Origin of the sequence: Psychrobacter sp., from assembly GCF_030454045.1 — a bacterium.
GTDB lineage: Bacteria > Pseudomonadota > Gammaproteobacteria > Pseudomonadales > Moraxellaceae > Psychrobacter.
In genome coordinates this window covers 41,801-55,637 of the sequence record NZ_JAKDJE010000012.1, presented here as the reverse complement: position 1 = coordinate 55,637, position 13,837 = coordinate 41,801, and the positions used below count along the sequence as shown (strand labels likewise).

Annotated in this window: 13 protein-coding genes; 4 read left to right on the top strand and 9 right to left on the bottom strand. The window is 44.6% G+C overall.

What is annotated here, in order from left to right; genetic code table 11:
- The first annotated feature begins 221 nt into the window (after positions 1-221).
- The gene (gene ligA / locus L0G63_RS04085; RefSeq protein WP_301449481.1) at positions 222-2,342 is read left to right on the top strand and encodes an NAD-dependent DNA ligase LigA; all 2,121 of its coding nucleotides are present in this window, start codon (positions 222-224) and stop codon (positions 2,340-2,342) included.
- A 255-nt stretch (positions 2,343-2,597) separates the two neighbouring features.
- Here the strand turns inward: ligA and L0G63_RS04080 are convergent, their stop codons facing one another.
- The 3 genes from L0G63_RS04080 to L0G63_RS04070 all read right to left on the bottom strand — a co-directional run bounded on the left by L0G63_RS04080 (position 2,598) and on the right by L0G63_RS04070 (position 3,801).
- Positions 2,598-2,849 (bottom strand): hypothetical protein, encoded by a 252-nt coding sequence (locus L0G63_RS04080; protein ID WP_301449480.1) that lies wholly within the window; start codon positions 2,847-2,849, stop codon positions 2,598-2,600.
- Positions 2,850-3,009: 160 nt separating this feature from the next.
- Entirely contained in the window at positions 3,010-3,186 is a 177-nt protein-coding gene (locus L0G63_RS04075; RefSeq protein WP_288999760.1) for a hypothetical protein, read from the bottom strand.
- Positions 3,187-3,219: 33 nt separating this feature from the next.
- Positions 3,220-3,801 carry a hypothetical protein gene (locus L0G63_RS04070; RefSeq protein ID WP_301449479.1) on the bottom strand — a complete coding sequence of 194 codons (582 nt, stop codon included), beginning with the start codon at positions 3,799-3,801 and terminating at the stop codon, positions 3,220-3,222.
- 354 nt (positions 3,802-4,155) lie between these two features.
- On the opposite strand from L0G63_RS04070, the gene L0G63_RS04065 reads away from it, so the two are divergent.
- The gene (locus L0G63_RS04065; RefSeq protein WP_301449478.1) at positions 4,156-4,506 is read left to right on the top strand and encodes a glutaredoxin domain-containing protein; all 351 of its coding nucleotides are present in this window, start codon (positions 4,156-4,158) and stop codon (positions 4,504-4,506) included.
- A 161-nt stretch (positions 4,507-4,667) separates the two neighbouring features.
- On the opposite strand, the gene L0G63_RS04060 is transcribed toward L0G63_RS04065, so the two are convergent.
- From L0G63_RS04060 to L0G63_RS04050, 3 genes are all read right to left on the bottom strand, one after another.
- Complete coding sequence (locus L0G63_RS04060; protein WP_301449477.1) at positions 4,668-5,204, bottom strand: hypothetical protein; 537 nt, start codon at positions 5,202-5,204, stop codon at positions 4,668-4,670.
- 206 nt (positions 5,205-5,410) lie between these two features.
- On the bottom strand, positions 5,411-5,821 hold the full coding sequence (locus L0G63_RS04055) for a hypothetical protein (RefSeq protein ID WP_301449476.1): 411 nt from the start codon (positions 5,819-5,821) through the stop codon (positions 5,411-5,413).
- A 314-nt stretch (positions 5,822-6,135) separates the two neighbouring features.
- A complete protein-coding gene (locus L0G63_RS04050) occupies positions 6,136-8,619 on the bottom strand; it encodes a YgiQ family radical SAM protein (RefSeq protein WP_301449475.1) in 2,484 nt (827 codons plus the stop codon).
- Between the two features lie 505 nt (positions 8,620-9,124).
- Between L0G63_RS04050 and L0G63_RS04045 the strand changes: the two genes are divergently transcribed.
- Positions 9,125-10,450: an ammonium transporter gene (locus L0G63_RS04045; RefSeq protein WP_301449483.1), complete on the top strand. Its 1,326-nt coding sequence runs from the start codon at positions 9,125-9,127 to the stop codon at positions 10,448-10,450.
- A 10-nt stretch (positions 10,451-10,460) separates the two neighbouring features.
- Positions 10,461-11,093, top strand: coding sequence for a hypothetical protein (locus L0G63_RS04040; RefSeq protein WP_301449474.1), 633 nt, complete (start codon positions 10,461-10,463; stop codon positions 11,091-11,093).
- Positions 11,094-11,185: 92 nt separating this feature from the next.
- Here the strand turns inward: L0G63_RS04040 and L0G63_RS04035 are convergent, their stop codons facing one another.
- The 3 genes from L0G63_RS04035 to L0G63_RS04025 form a co-directional block, all read right to left on the bottom strand.
- Complete coding sequence (locus L0G63_RS04035; RefSeq protein ID WP_301449473.1) at positions 11,186-11,899, bottom strand: hypothetical protein; 714 nt, start codon at positions 11,897-11,899, stop codon at positions 11,186-11,188.
- A gap of 240 nt (positions 11,900-12,139) precedes the next feature.
- The gene (locus tag L0G63_RS04030) at positions 12,140-13,132 is read right to left on the bottom strand and encodes a hypothetical protein (RefSeq protein WP_301449472.1); all 993 of its coding nucleotides are present in this window, start codon (positions 13,130-13,132) and stop codon (positions 12,140-12,142) included.
- Positions 13,133-13,222: 90 nt separating this feature from the next.
- Positions 13,223-13,690, bottom strand: coding sequence for an Lrp/AsnC family transcriptional regulator (locus L0G63_RS04025; protein ID WP_301449471.1), 468 nt, complete (start codon positions 13,688-13,690; stop codon positions 13,223-13,225).
- Positions 13,691-13,837: the final 147 nt, after the last annotated feature.

Below are 13,837 nucleotides of genomic sequence, written 5' to 3'. Positions count from 1 at the left end.
GGAACAATTTTAGCGATCAGCAGTGCCTATTTGCGAATGTTCAACACGCCCTAGAGTCGGTTCAAGATAATTTAGATACGAGGAAGGTGAGTGAAAGTACTACACATAGTAGACTGAGCGAGCCTGACACAGTAGCTGATTTATATGGGATTGGCTATATCCGAGCCTCCTGTAAACTTGTTATCATATCGGCATCTTGAATGACAAAAAAGACCCCGACTATGACTGACGCTACCTCACCAAATAATTCTAAAAACCTATCTGCTCAAGTACAAAGTGCAACATCTAATATAGCCAGTTCGGCCAATGACGGCACAAATAATAATGCAGAAATTGTCTCGCAAATGCGCACGCTTATCGAGTCTATCAAACAGCACAACTACGCCTACTATGTGCTTGATAATCCAATCTTAGAAGACAGCGAATACGATCAGTTGCGTCGCTCGTTGCTTGAGATTGAAGAAGAATATCCAGATTTGGTTCAGCCAGATAGCCCAATCAATCAAGTCGGCGATATGCCGCTCTCCGCTTTTACTCAAGTCACGCATGATATTCCAATGTTGTCACTGGGTAATGTTTTTGAATATGATGATTTGCGTGACTTTATGCGCCGTGTCAATGATCGTCTTAGCGACTCGCAGCAAAACCCTGAATACGAGATGGAGCTGAAGCTTGATGGATTGGCCGTTTCATTAAAATATGAGCATGGCAAATTTGTCCAAGCGGTCACGCGCGGCGATGGGCAGACGGGCGAGGACATCACCCAAAACGCCAAAACCATCCGCAATCTACCGCAGTGGCTGCCCGAAGTCGCGGACATTGACCTATTAGAAGTGCGCGGCGAAGTGTTGATGCCCAAAGCAGGCTTTGAACGCCTGAACCGCATTGCCAGTGAAAAAGGCGACAAAGTCTTTGCCAATCCGCGTAACGCCGCCGCAGGCAGTTTGCGCCAGCTCGACCCCAGCATTGCTGCCAGCCGCCCGCTGGCGTTTTATGCGTATTCGGTCAATCAAGGTCTGCCGGCGGCGATTGAAACCCAGTCCGATGCACTTGCTTGGTTAAAAGAGCTTGGCTTTACCGTCAGCGCTGTAGAAGTGGTCGCCAATCCACGCGCCGCCCAGACGTACTATGAATCCGTGATAGAGGGTCGTGCCGATTTGCCATTTGAAATCGATGGCATAGTGATTAAGGTCAACAGCCTTGCGTTACAGCAGCAGCTTGGGTTTTTATCTCGTGAACCGCGCTGGGCGACGGCCTATAAATTCCCTGCCGAGACTGTGATGACGCGTCTCAACGATATCGAATGGCAAGTTGGCCGTACAGGGCAAATCACGCCAGTGGGCAAGCTCGAACCCGTCAAAGTCGGCGGCGTCACCGTCAGCAATGTCACCTTGCATAACTTTGGTGAGATCCAGCGCCTTGACGTGCGCGCAGGCGATATGGTCAGCGTGCACCGTGCAGGTGATGTCATCCCCAAGGTCACCCGCGTTTGGCACGAGCAGCGCCCCGCAGACAGCGAGCCTGTCACTTTACCCAGCGCGTGCCCTGTCTGTGATTCGCCTGTCATCCTACCAGAAGACGAAGCTTTGGCGCGCTGCACAGGTGGACTGTATTGCCCCGCGCAGCAGCAAGAGGCGCTGATTCACTTCGTCTCGCGCCGCGCCATGGACATTGATGGCTTGGGCGAGCGCTGGCTCATTAGCTTTTTTGAGCATGGCTTGGTCAAGACGGTCGCTGATATCTATCAGTTGCACAAGCACACCGATGATTTGATTAACTTTGAAAAGCTGGGCGAAAAATCGGTACAAAACATCATCAACGCTATTGAGGCGAGCAAGTACACGACACTGGCGCGCTTTATCTATGCGCTTGGTATTCGCGGTGTTGGCGAGAGCACCGCGCAAAACCTCGCGCAGCAGTTTGGCGATCTTGACGCTTTAATGACTGCCGATATTGAGACCTTGATAAAAACGCCCGATGTTGGCGAAATCACCGCTGAGCTGACCTATGAGTTCTTCCGTGCGCCGCACAATATCGAAGTCATCACGGCGCTACGTGAAGCTGGCGTGCACTGGGATAAGGTCGAGCAGGTCGCATCCGAAGGGCTACCACTCGATGGGCAAACGTGGGTCATCACGGGTGCGCTCGATAGCATGGCGCGTGATGAAGCCAAGGCCAAACTACAAGCGCTGGGTGCAAAAGTCTCAGGCAGTATCTCGGCAAAAACCACCGCGCTACTAGCAGGGGAAAAGGCTGGCTCCAAACTGACCAAAGCGGAAAAGCTGGGTGTAAAAGTAGTGGGTGAAGATGAGTTTTTGGCGATGGTTGGGGAGAACCGTTAAAAAATTGCACTGCAATTTTAAGTTCGCAAGTGAAAATCCCTTAGAGGGAATTTTCTGGTTAGATCATACTTTAATAACACGCTCGTCCCTAGCGCAAGAGCAAAAGATAAAGATTTAAAAGCATGGCCTCAGCATTGAGTGCTTTTAAAATGGGCCAATATGCAGGTCATGAGCCGTTTTTCTTTAATGGTTCACTTGGCGCTCGTTCCTCGCGTAAAGTTTTTTTCTTCAACTTTAGTAGAGAGTCCGGTTGCTTTACTCATTCGCGCAAGAGTAAGCATTTGGCATATTTTTGAGTAGGGTGCGATCAGCGCACCTTTGAGAAAATTTTTTATATTTATGCGTTAGTTTTTGGGCGTATCCTACCACTACGGATGCAGGAGTGGTTTGTTCGATACGTTGTTTATGCCACGATTGTAGAGCTTCAAGCGTATAGCCAGTCTTAGTTTCAATGGCTTGGATAGCTGACCAGTTGGATGGATAGTCGCTCGCTGGTTCAATTAGCATACGAACGGCGCATTCTTTAATTTCAGGAGTGTAAGTTTATCTTTTCATTGTCGTACTCTGTCAGAATGTTGAGTCTCCGACAATCCTAGGATGGTTCACTATAGGATACAAAAAAACCTACCATGTTAGGTAGGTTTTCTTTAATACATTTAGGAGTATTTTAAGCTGCAACACTGATAGAAAAGTCTGTCTTAGAAATATCAGTAGCTAGAATCTGACGTGGATCAAAACCTTCTTCTACTTTACTATTTAAGGCATCAACGTAAGATTGGCGTAGCGCACTATCCAAAGTTTCAAACATCCTTAAATCTACATTAACTTCTTGAAGATTTTTCATAACCTTGCTCCTTTAGCAAATTTATATACAGGATTAAATTTTTTCAAATTCAAGCCAACGATAGCCTGATGTTTTCATTTTAAACCCTGTTGTTTCTAAAACATTTTTTTCTGTATGTGTGTGGATTTGTTTAATTGTATCTCGAGCGGCATCATCTCTCGCATAGATCTTTGTAATGCCATGATTAGTTGATTTATTGATCTCCAACATATGCGCTAGAATAGAAAGTAATATATCGAAACTTTTATTTATATACGCTTCATCTTCTAAATTACTTATTTTTGGTGCATGAGATATGTCCATGATTTTGCATATAGATTTAGCACCTTGGCGAGCGTATACAATTTCAGTTATAGCAACCACTTCTTGATCACTTGGATCAACTACCGAAAGATAAGTTATTTGATTAGACCTTTGCAGCAAATCTCCAAAGTAATTACCGCTCATAAGGTAATCAAAGAAAGAGTCTGTGAGTTCGAGACCGCTATCATCACCTTTCTCGACTTGTTCTATCCAGTTTGCACGAATAGAGTTGGTGGCTTGGATATCAAGATTTAACAATTTATGCATTAAGTAAGTACCGTATATTTTTCTTGTATGATCATAATTTGACACACTTTCAGCTGTTGACAGCCCTGTCAATACATTATAGTGGTAACTATACAATATACTATTGTAAATTACTATATCTTTATTGCATCTATATAACTACTAATCGAATTGTCAATGATATATATAAGTTAGAGTAATTTATCTAAAAAATACTCTTAAAAGTCAAAATTGAATCATTACTCCAGTCTTCTGCATAAGAACCTTGCCTAACCAAAACACACGCTATCACTTATCATTAAACCTAACAAAGTTAACAAGATTGATTCAGATCGCCCTTACCGATACTTATAAGATAATAGTCACAGTCATAAGAAATTATTATCAAGCAGTGAATAAGCAAAACGTAGGGAGCGCGTTATGGCAGACAATACCAATCATCAGTCTGAGTCCGACACTATAGACGACAGTCACAGCCCGCAAGTACAGCACCTCATCGATATTCTACAAGGCGAGCATATCGGCAAAGAAGGCGGGCAGTCTGCCATCATCTTTCGGATGGTGATGCCAGACCACCTATGTCCGTTTGGCCTCAAATCAATCGATGCGCTCAAGCACGCAGGCTATGACATCATTGATCGCCATATCACCACCCAAGATGAGAATACATTGGTCAAAGAGACGCTTGGGGTCAAGACCACGCCGCAGACCTTTATCAATGGCAAGCGCATTGGCGGCAATGATGATCTGCAAGTATTTTTGGGCAATTAAGAACCCGAGACAGACGACACCACGTACGCGCCGATAGTAATGTACCACTGGGTGCGATCTCTTTAACCGAAAATGTCATGATGTTCGGCATGGGTGGTTATATGCTGATTCGCGCTTTATTATAATCAAATGGTTTGATGATGCGTAACCGATACATCGAGCTACTCCACCATCTCACCATGCGCCTTTGCGTCGCCTTTTTTGCCATCTGGTTTAATCAAAATAGGTAATACCAATCCTTTGGCAAAGTCGTCTGATAATACATAATCGTAGGTACTGGCAGCGACATTGGGTGTGGTATGAATGACCAGTGTCATCTCGTTACCATCGGTCAGCTCATGTGAGACATAGGTTTCGCTCAGCTGATCCAAGACTTTGGATAGGGCTTCGTTACTTGCCATACTGATAGTGAGGTTGTGCTGCGCTGTCGCCGCGTCCACATCGAAGTAATCTGCATAGTCACGGACGTTTTGACTATCGATTGCAAATGGATACTTATAGTTGGTGGGGTCGGCAGGCTTGGTCCCACTAGCGACTAATGACCAGTCTATCTGATCGGCTGCTGGTATTGACGAGTCTGATGCGGTCGCCGCTGTTTCGGCGGATGTATCAGGGGTTTTGACGCTATCGTCGCAGCCTGTCAGCGCCCACATACTCGCAGCTGCCATTATCATCATCGTTATCAGACGCGTCGCCATCGGGTTATCCTTTTTATTATTGATCATCATTAATTGGTGCTAAGGCTATTTTGACAGGTTTCGGTGTGCTTCTCTAGCAAAACAAACCAGCACTGGTGATATCCATAATTATCAGAGAGAAGATGTGTATAAAGAACACGTATAAAAAACAGCCGCTCAAGGGCGACTGTTTTATTTTTGATAGAGCGCTGCTTATCTTTGAGTAATTAGAGTTGGCAGTTTACTTTATATTCTTGGCCGCTTGCCCATTTCATCGCAAAGATTCCTTTGTCACCTTTCATGTGCCACGCATAGACCGCTTTTGGATTTGAATCGTTGACATAGCTTGCGACGTCGCCTTTTACATCACCGTTTAAGACGAGCTTTTGCTCTGTCCATTTTACTTTGGGTAAGGTGGCATTGAGCATGACTTGTTTTTTGTTAATAGACTGCTTTGCCATGATGGTGCTGCCATCGGTACAGGTATAAGGGGCGGCTGCCATGCGATCATAAGCGGCAATGACTTTTTCTGGCGTTGAGGTATCAGTCTCATCTGGCATGGTAGGCGCGGTCGTGGCACAGGCACTTAGCAGAGCAAAGGCAGGTAGGGCAGTTGCAATTTTAGTGATGGTATTCATCATTCTCTCCAAAGTATTACTGGTGTCATTTACTTGTTCTTAATAATGCGTTTAGCATATGAGGCTTATAGTAGCGAAAACGAAGTATTGCCGTGTTAGAAATTGTTCATTACCTGTTAGCTTCGTTACCCAATCACTGACAAATGTAACTTACCATCGCCAGCCTATTGAAAGATAAATGATCGTCATTTGACTATTTATTCACTAATGAGTGAGACAAAAAAAGCCCCTATCAACTGAGCGCTGATAGGGGCTTTTTATGGATTTAACACGATCCACGTTTAGATCATATTTTAATGCTATTTCTTATAAAACTATTTGGTTTTGCGCGGTGGCAGACCTGTATGCTGAGTTTGGAAGTTGCCTTTGCTGACTTTTTTCTTGGTATTTTTGCCGACCGTATTTTTGCTTGTGCCAGCACGGTTTGCAGCGTTGTTCTTTGACGAGTTGTTGCTACGCTTCACCGAGTCATTGCCTAGGCGACTGTTCTTTTTGCGTGCTGACTGATAGCTGTCTTGCGCCGCATCACGCCCCTCTAAGTGTGCATTGAATGGCGGAATCAAGCAACCACGGTTTTTGCCAATCAGATCACTACGGCCCATGTCTTGTAGCGCTTTACGTAGTAGTGCCCAGTTTTTTGGATCATGATAGCGCAGGAACGCTTTGTGCAGTTTGCGCTGCTTGCCAGATTTGACGATATCCATGTCACCTTCACTACGGCTGATCTTATGTAGTGGGTCTTTGTGGGTGTGATACATGGTCGTAGCGGTTGCCATCGGGCTTGGATAAAACGCCTGTACTTGGTCAGCGCGGTAGCCATGACTTTTTAGCCACAGCGCAAGGTTCATCATGTCTTCATCACGGGTACCCGGGTGGGCGGCGATGAAGTAAGGAATCAAATACTGCTCTTTGCCAGCCTCGGCGCTGTACTGCTCAAACATCGCTTTGAATTGATCGTAGCTGCCCATGCCTGGCTTCATCATCTTCGATAGCACGCCTTCTTCAGAATGCTCTGGGGCAATCTTGAGATAACCGCCGACATGATGACTGACCAATTCTTTGACGTATTCAGGATCTTTAACCGCTAAGTCATAACGCAAACCTGAAGCAATCAGGATTTTTTTCACGCCTTTGATATCACGGGCTTTGCGATACAGTTTGGTCAAATTACTGTGATCGGTCAGCAAGTTTTCGCAGACATCAGGATAGACGCAAGAGGGCTTACGGCAGTTCTTTTCAATCATCTCGTCTTTACAGCTCAGACGATACATATTGGCTGTTGGGCCACCAAGATCAGAGATCACGCCAGTGTAGTTAGGTGCGGTATCACGAATCGCTTCGACTTCGCGCAAGATTGAGTCTTCTGAACGGTTTTGGATAATGCGGCCTTCGTGCTCGGTGATCGAGCAGAAGGTACAACCACCAAAACAGCCACGCATGATATTGACCGAAAACTTAATCATGTCATAAGCAGGGATGCGCGCATCGCCATAGCTTGGGTGCGGCAAACGGGCATAGGGCAGGTCAAACACATAGTCCATCTCTTCTGTTGAGAGTGGAATCGGTGGTGGGTTCAGCCAGACATCGATAGAAGTATGTGAGTTACCTGCACCGCTGCTATGACGCTGCACCAGCGCGCGGGCGTTACCCGGATTGGTCTCTAAATGTAAGATACGGTTGGCATGCGCATAAAGCACAGGGTCAGATTTGACATGCTCATAGTCAGGCAGACGAATCACCGTTTGCTCACGTGGGGGCATTTTAATTTTGTGCTTGCGGGCGGTTTTTGGCTTATTAAACGCATTGTCAAAGCCGCGCATCTGTACCACTTGGGTATCAGTATCCACTTGGTCAGCGTTAATGACTTTGTCAGTGACGGGCTCAGCGACAAAACCCTGATACTGTGACGACATTGATGACATGGACGACGGCATGGCTTGCCCAACAGGCGAGTCCAATGGCTTGTTTTGCTCAATTGAGCAGCTATCAACGTCTTCGGTCATGACATACGGGTTGATGATCGGATCGACACGGCCAACGGTATCGACATCGTTACTGGCGACCTCAGTCATATCCGCTTGCCAATGACGACGCGTTGGGGTCAATAAATACGCTGTACCGCGTAGCTTACTCATTTGCTCAAAGCTATAGCCTTTTGACAGACCATGTACCACATCGACGATGGCGCGCTCAGCATTACCATACAATAAGACATCCGCACGCGCATCGAGCAAAATACTACGGCGCACTTTGTCTGACCAATAGTCATAATGCGCGATACGGCGTAAGCTGCCCTCAATACCGCCCAAGATAATCGGCACATCAGGATAGGCTTCACGGCAGCGCTGACTATAAACGATAGCGGCGCGGTCGGGGCGTTTGTTGGCGACGTTGCCAGGAGAGTAGGCATCATCGCTACGGATTTTACGATCGGCGGTATAGCGGTTGATCATGCTATCCATATTGCCTGCGGTCACGCCGTACGCATAGACTGGCTTACCAAGCTCCATAAAGGCATCTTTGCTCTTCCAATCTGGCTGCGCGATGATACCGACGCGAAAGCCTTGTGACTCAAGCAAGCGACCGATAATCGCCATACCAAAGCTTGGGTGATCGACATAGGCATCGCCTGAGACGATGATAACGTCACAAGCATCCCAGCCCAGATCGTCCATCTCTTTGCGGCTCATCGGTAGATAAGGCGCAGGCTCGTAGCAGCTCGCCCAGTGTTTGTCATAATCATAAAGTGGCTTGGTGCCTTGTTTAAAGGCAGTGCGGGCGATGGTATCGGCAGACATGGGCAGACCTGTTAATTAGAAAGATGGCACTAAAAATACGCCCCTTATTCATCATTGATGATAAAGGCTGATTTAAAGGCGCTCATTTTAACATGAATGGCCTTCACTATGCGACCTATTCTATAAGGAGTAATTGCCGATAAGTTATTGATAGCGCGAGATAAACTGCTCATGCAAAGTAAGCGACTAGCCTAGCAGAATAATGGCAAAAATGGTTTCAGCAGAACCGTCTATCTTCGCAAACGTGGTTGTTAAAGTACAGTTATCAAAGTATGGATTTAGCCAGTACCAATCATTTGTTTTCTCATGTTTTGTTAGCCGTTCTGATTTTCATCCATAACTTTTGGCATAGCTTTTGCTCCAACCCCGTTAGGGCTTATTTGTGTGCATTCATGAGTGAAAATGGTGCACCGATAAAAATTGAACGGATAGATAAGTGTTTGGAGATAAAATGAGAACATCATCTGTTGGGCTGGATGCGATAAAAGGGCTACTAAGAACATTACTGCACAAGATACTTATGCTGGGGACGCTACTGTTTGGCACGATAGCTAGTGCACAAGCGGCCGCGGCTGACACATTGACGGTGGCGCAGCTACTCGAATATCAAAATATCGCTTGGATTATCTGGGGCGGGGTTCTGGTGTTCTTTATGCAGGCAGGTTTTGCGCTACTTGAGAGCGGATCGGTACGCGCAAAGAACGCCGTCAATGTGATGATGAAAAACTACACCGACATGTGTATCGGTGGTCTGGCGTTTTATTTGGTGGGTTTTGGGCTAATGATGGGTACTAATCATTCGGGGTTTGTCGGTACCGATCATTTTATGCCAGTCAATCTGCCCAATATGGACTGGGCACTGATGTTCTTTCAGATGATGTTTGCGGCGACAGCGGTGACGATTGCGAGTGGTGCCATGGCAGAGCGTGTCTCGTTTATCGGCTATGCAGTCGCCGCCTGTTTGATCTGTCTATTTATCTATCCTGTGTTTGCCAGTTGGGTGTGGGGTGGGTATTTCGGCGGAACAGGGTGGCTGACCGAGCTTGGTTTTATTGATTTTGCTGGTTCGACCGTCGTGCATTCTATCGGGGGCTGGTTGGCACTGGCAGGTGTTTTAGTTATCGGACCGAGACTGGGCCGCTTTGCACCCGATGGGACGCCAAGACTCATCGCAGGTCACAACATGACGCTATTGGCGCTTGGCGGGTTTATCTTATGGTTTGGTTGGTTTGGCTTCAATGCTGGATCGACATTATCTATCACTGGAAATATTGGCTTGATTGCCGTTAATACTTTTATCGCTGCGGTCAGTGCGGTGGTGAGCTACATGCTGATTGCTCGGACAATGAACAAAGCAATCTTGCTCAGTGATAGTGTCAATGCCAGTTTGATCGGACTCGTGTCTATCACGGCAGGCTGTGCCACAACGACGCCTTTATTTTCTATTATTATCGGTGGGGTTGCTGCCGTGGTCTATATATTGTCTACGCAGGCGCTACTAAAGCTCAAAATAGACGACGTGGTTTCAGCAGTGGCCGTACATGGCTTTGGTGGTGTGTGGGGTACACTTGCGGCTGGGCTATTTTATACAGGGGATTTATTTAATTTATCACGGCTGGGCGTGCAGGCGCTGGGCGTCGGTGTAGCTTTGGTATGGGCACTAGGTCTGGGTCTTATTATGTATAAGCTGATTGATCTGAGCTTTGGGTTAAAGGCGAGCCGGTTACACGAGCAGCGTGGCCTTGACTATACCGAGCATGCAGAGCTGGGTTACCCTGAGTTTCAAAAGCAAATGTTCGATGCTAAAAGTCTAACAGAGCGTCACTTATAGGAGAGAGCTGATGAATACTGATACTCAATCCGTAGACCAAACGGTATCCGCGATGGCAGAGGTACTGGCAAAATACTTACATCCTGAGGAAGTACGACTGCTCAAGACCCAATGGCTACAGTACTCGGCGGTCTCTGTCAGGATGATGCAGCAATGCATCTTGGATGCGACAAGGCGCTATCCTGAACTACAAGATCACAAATCTGAAATTCGTAAAGGCTTTTGGGCTACGTTGCAAGTGGATAGTCAGCAGACAGTGGAGTCTGACAGTCACAATGGCCATAACGAGACAATCAATGCACCCGTACCTATCTCTGAGCCCGTTCTCGCATTTTATACCGTGATAGAAGCGCTGCGCAGTCAGCTAACGGCAGCAGACAGTCGCAGCTTTTTTCATAGTATGCACCAAACTGTTTCGCAAGAACGCACCTTCAAAGGGCATCACATCAATATCAATCAGTTTTTGGAAGGTAATCGTCCACCTGTACCGGACAATGAGCACCTGTTAAACAATCTGATGCAACTTGCCTACGTGTGCTTGTGCGATATTACTGGTCCTGTAGAGGCAGATGAGATACTGTTTCAAGCAGCACAAACGGCCAAGCAAAGTTATCCAAAAGCCATTGTTGAAAAGTTATTTTAACCTATCAAGTGAGCACGTTACGAGCAAGTACGGATATCGCCTCGTAACGTACCTTATGGTTTCAGGTGAGTCAGTGCGCTGTCTGATAGCTTTTAATTATCTAATAATTGAAGCGGGAAAGTCACCACGTCAAAAGCGAGTGCAAAGGGAAGTAATACCAGTTTTTGCGCGCTATTTGGTCCATGACGGTTTGTGTTTTTTTGCTGCGTTTGAGTATAAAAGCTTACCGTATAAGGCTTGGTTAGAGCGCGATAATTTGACTGAATCAAGCTTAAATTACTCACTTGCGGATATATGGCACCTTTCACGGGGACATTAAAACAAAAACGCTGGGCACCAATACGTTGATCACTGGTTGATGTGCATTCCCGGCCATTATTTTGTAAAAAGAACTGATAATCTGTGCGTCCAAACTCATCTTTTAATTTGGCGTAAGACAGCCTCATTTCTCCTTGGAAATATCCATCATTATTGGGGACATAAAAATTCATGTCATTGTCAACGTGAATGTTTTTTTGCGTGAGATTGCTGAGTAGGTTTATCATCTCAATCCCGCCTTGGGTGAGTACGTAGCTGTTTTTTTCACCAACGATTACCATCGTTGCATTTGGCGTTTTTGGTAATGCCTGCGCTGGACGGCCAAAAGCGATCACTTGATCTTCTGACAATGTCTGCTTGGTCGTGATGATATGGTTATTACTTTCTAGCAATGAGCTGGTCGCACAGCCTGACATTGCAAGCATTGAGGCTAGTATGGTTCCTGTTATAAGCGTCCTTGGGTGAGAGATAAAATTTTTCTTAGCCATAATTAGGTTCCCTTTTCTACTATGATTAATTATTCGTAAACATCTAACGTATGCTCATTTGGTCTTTAATAATTTAAGATAGAATAAAATCGATATATAAAGCTGTGTCGTTATATTTAAATAAATTTTTTTGAAAGCTATTCGTGTGCGTGTCGATACTTCGAAAAATATACACTAGTATAATTGGAGTCTTTTTAAAATGGGTCGATTGCAGTTATCTTTCGCTAATACTCTATTGAACTAATGCCAGCTAGTATTGTCTTGAGGTATATTTTCTGACTGCTTCTGCCAATAGTTTGCTTTCGGCTCATAACGCGCATCAGTTAAAGCTAATTCAGTATAAATCTCATCTAAGCCCTCTATTGCTTTGTAACTGCCCAGTTCAGCGTAACCGGTCAACTCTGAAATAAGAGGCTGTAAATACTGTTCAAGCTCTTTTTGACTTGAGTTAACATGAGATGCCCGCCAATAATTGAAAGCCTCAAGCAATAGAACAGCTTTGCTATCTAAATGTCCAGCTTTGGATAATAATGCAGTACTTACAATACCTAATCCAGTCTCAGTTTCCTGCTGTAAGATAATAGGGTTGTTTGGACTTACACGTCTATTTTTTCGTACTAAACCTGTACCCACCATATAATCTAGCCAAATTGAAGAGTTTGCTTTATTTTGTTGAAAATAGTCTACAACTTTACTCATGTATTGTATGGCTTTGTTATCGTCTTTAGGAACAAATTCACCTATGTAGTAATTTAGAGCCATCTGGAAGTAAAGCTCGACTAGTTGCTCTTGATAGTAAACACCATCAGATTTAAATTGTTCTATTTGTTTATGGCTTAAGCTATCTTTCTTAGGAAAGTCGCTAATAGCTTTATTCGCAAACCTAGATAATGCTTGCTCGTATTTAGCATATTGGCTAATAACATCCGTATCCTTACTGAAAGGATATTTTGTTTGACAGAGCTGAAATTTTGCCACTTGTAATGCAAAATTATCTGAATATATGTCTATGCCATTTGGCGTTTCTTTGAATTCGCTTAATGTGATAGGTTTATCAGATTGTTCGATATTTTTATAAATATCGCAACTATTTGAAACAGGCTGAATATCATAGGCATAAGTAGGTAGAGATATAACTGTAAATAACCCTATAATAAACAGGCTATTTAGTGAGAGTTTTAAGTAAGGTAAGCTATTTATTTTGAACATTAAAAATGTATTTAAATTTTGCACAACAAGAATCCTTAAAGTCGTCATTAGCTACCATATTTAAAATTACACTACTCTTATCATTTTATTTCTTGATATGCCACATATGATGTCTTAATCAAGCAAAATCTTCGTGCCACTTTTGGTAAAGTTCATCACAAACTGACTTTTAAAATTGCGTACATTGTTTTCATACGTCAGCAAATGCCGAGTGAACTGATGATAGTCACTCATATTTTTGGCATTGACCATCAGCATAAAATCAAAATCGCCAGATACTTCATAACAGCTCATCACTTGTGTTTGCGAATCCATCAAACGCTCAAATCGATGTTGCATTGATGTGTTGGAGCGCTCCATTTCTATCATGACCACGGCCGTCAGACCATAGCCTACTTTGCTAGGATTGACGATCGCGACTTGTTTGGTGATCACGCCACTGTCTATCAACGCTTGAATACGGCGCTGAGCAGTGGCAACAGACACATGCACGTGCTCGGCAACGGCTTTGAGCGGTAATGTCGCATCGTCTTGTAATAAATTCAAAATGGCTTTATCGGTGTCATCTAGATGCTGACTCATGCGATCCTCCTTTTACAGTAATCCTTATATAGAAATGGATTAGGCAGAAAAAATATAATAAGAATTATGCAATTATTGAATTATTATCAAAATAACCTAGAAAATGATAAATAAATTAGTTTATGGGACAATAATTGAAAAATAAAA

Coding starts and splice junctions, on each gene's coding strand:
- L0G63_RS04025 (WP_301449471.1), bottom strand. CDS start 13,690: ATGAGTCAGCATCTAGATGACACCGATAAAGCCATTTTGAATTTATTA.
- L0G63_RS04035 (WP_301449473.1), bottom strand. CDS start 11,899: ATGGCTAAGAAAAATTTTATCTCTCACCCAAGGACGCTTATAACAGGA.
- ligA (WP_301449481.1), top strand. CDS start 222: ATGACTGACGCTACCTCACCAAATAATTCTAAAAACCTATCTGCTCAA.
- L0G63_RS04040 (WP_301449474.1), top strand. CDS start 10,461: ATGAATACTGATACTCAATCCGTAGACCAAACGGTATCCGCGATGGCA.
- L0G63_RS04075 (WP_288999760.1), bottom strand. CDS start 3,186: ATGAAAAATCTTCAAGAAGTTAATGTAGATTTAAGGATGTTTGAAACT.
- L0G63_RS04060 (WP_301449477.1), bottom strand. CDS start 5,204: ATGGCGACGCGTCTGATAACGATGATGATAATGGCAGCTGCGAGTATG.
- L0G63_RS04080 (WP_301449480.1), bottom strand. CDS start 2,849: ATGCTAATTGAACCAGCGAGCGACTATCCATCCAACTGGTCAGCTATC.
- L0G63_RS04055 (WP_301449476.1), bottom strand. CDS start 5,821: ATGAATACCATCACTAAAATTGCAACTGCCCTACCTGCCTTTGCTCTG.
- L0G63_RS04050 (WP_301449475.1), bottom strand. CDS start 8,619: ATGTCTGCCGATACCATCGCCCGCACTGCCTTTAAACAAGGCACCAAG.
- L0G63_RS04065 (WP_301449478.1), top strand. CDS start 4,156: ATGGCAGACAATACCAATCATCAGTCTGAGTCCGACACTATAGACGAC.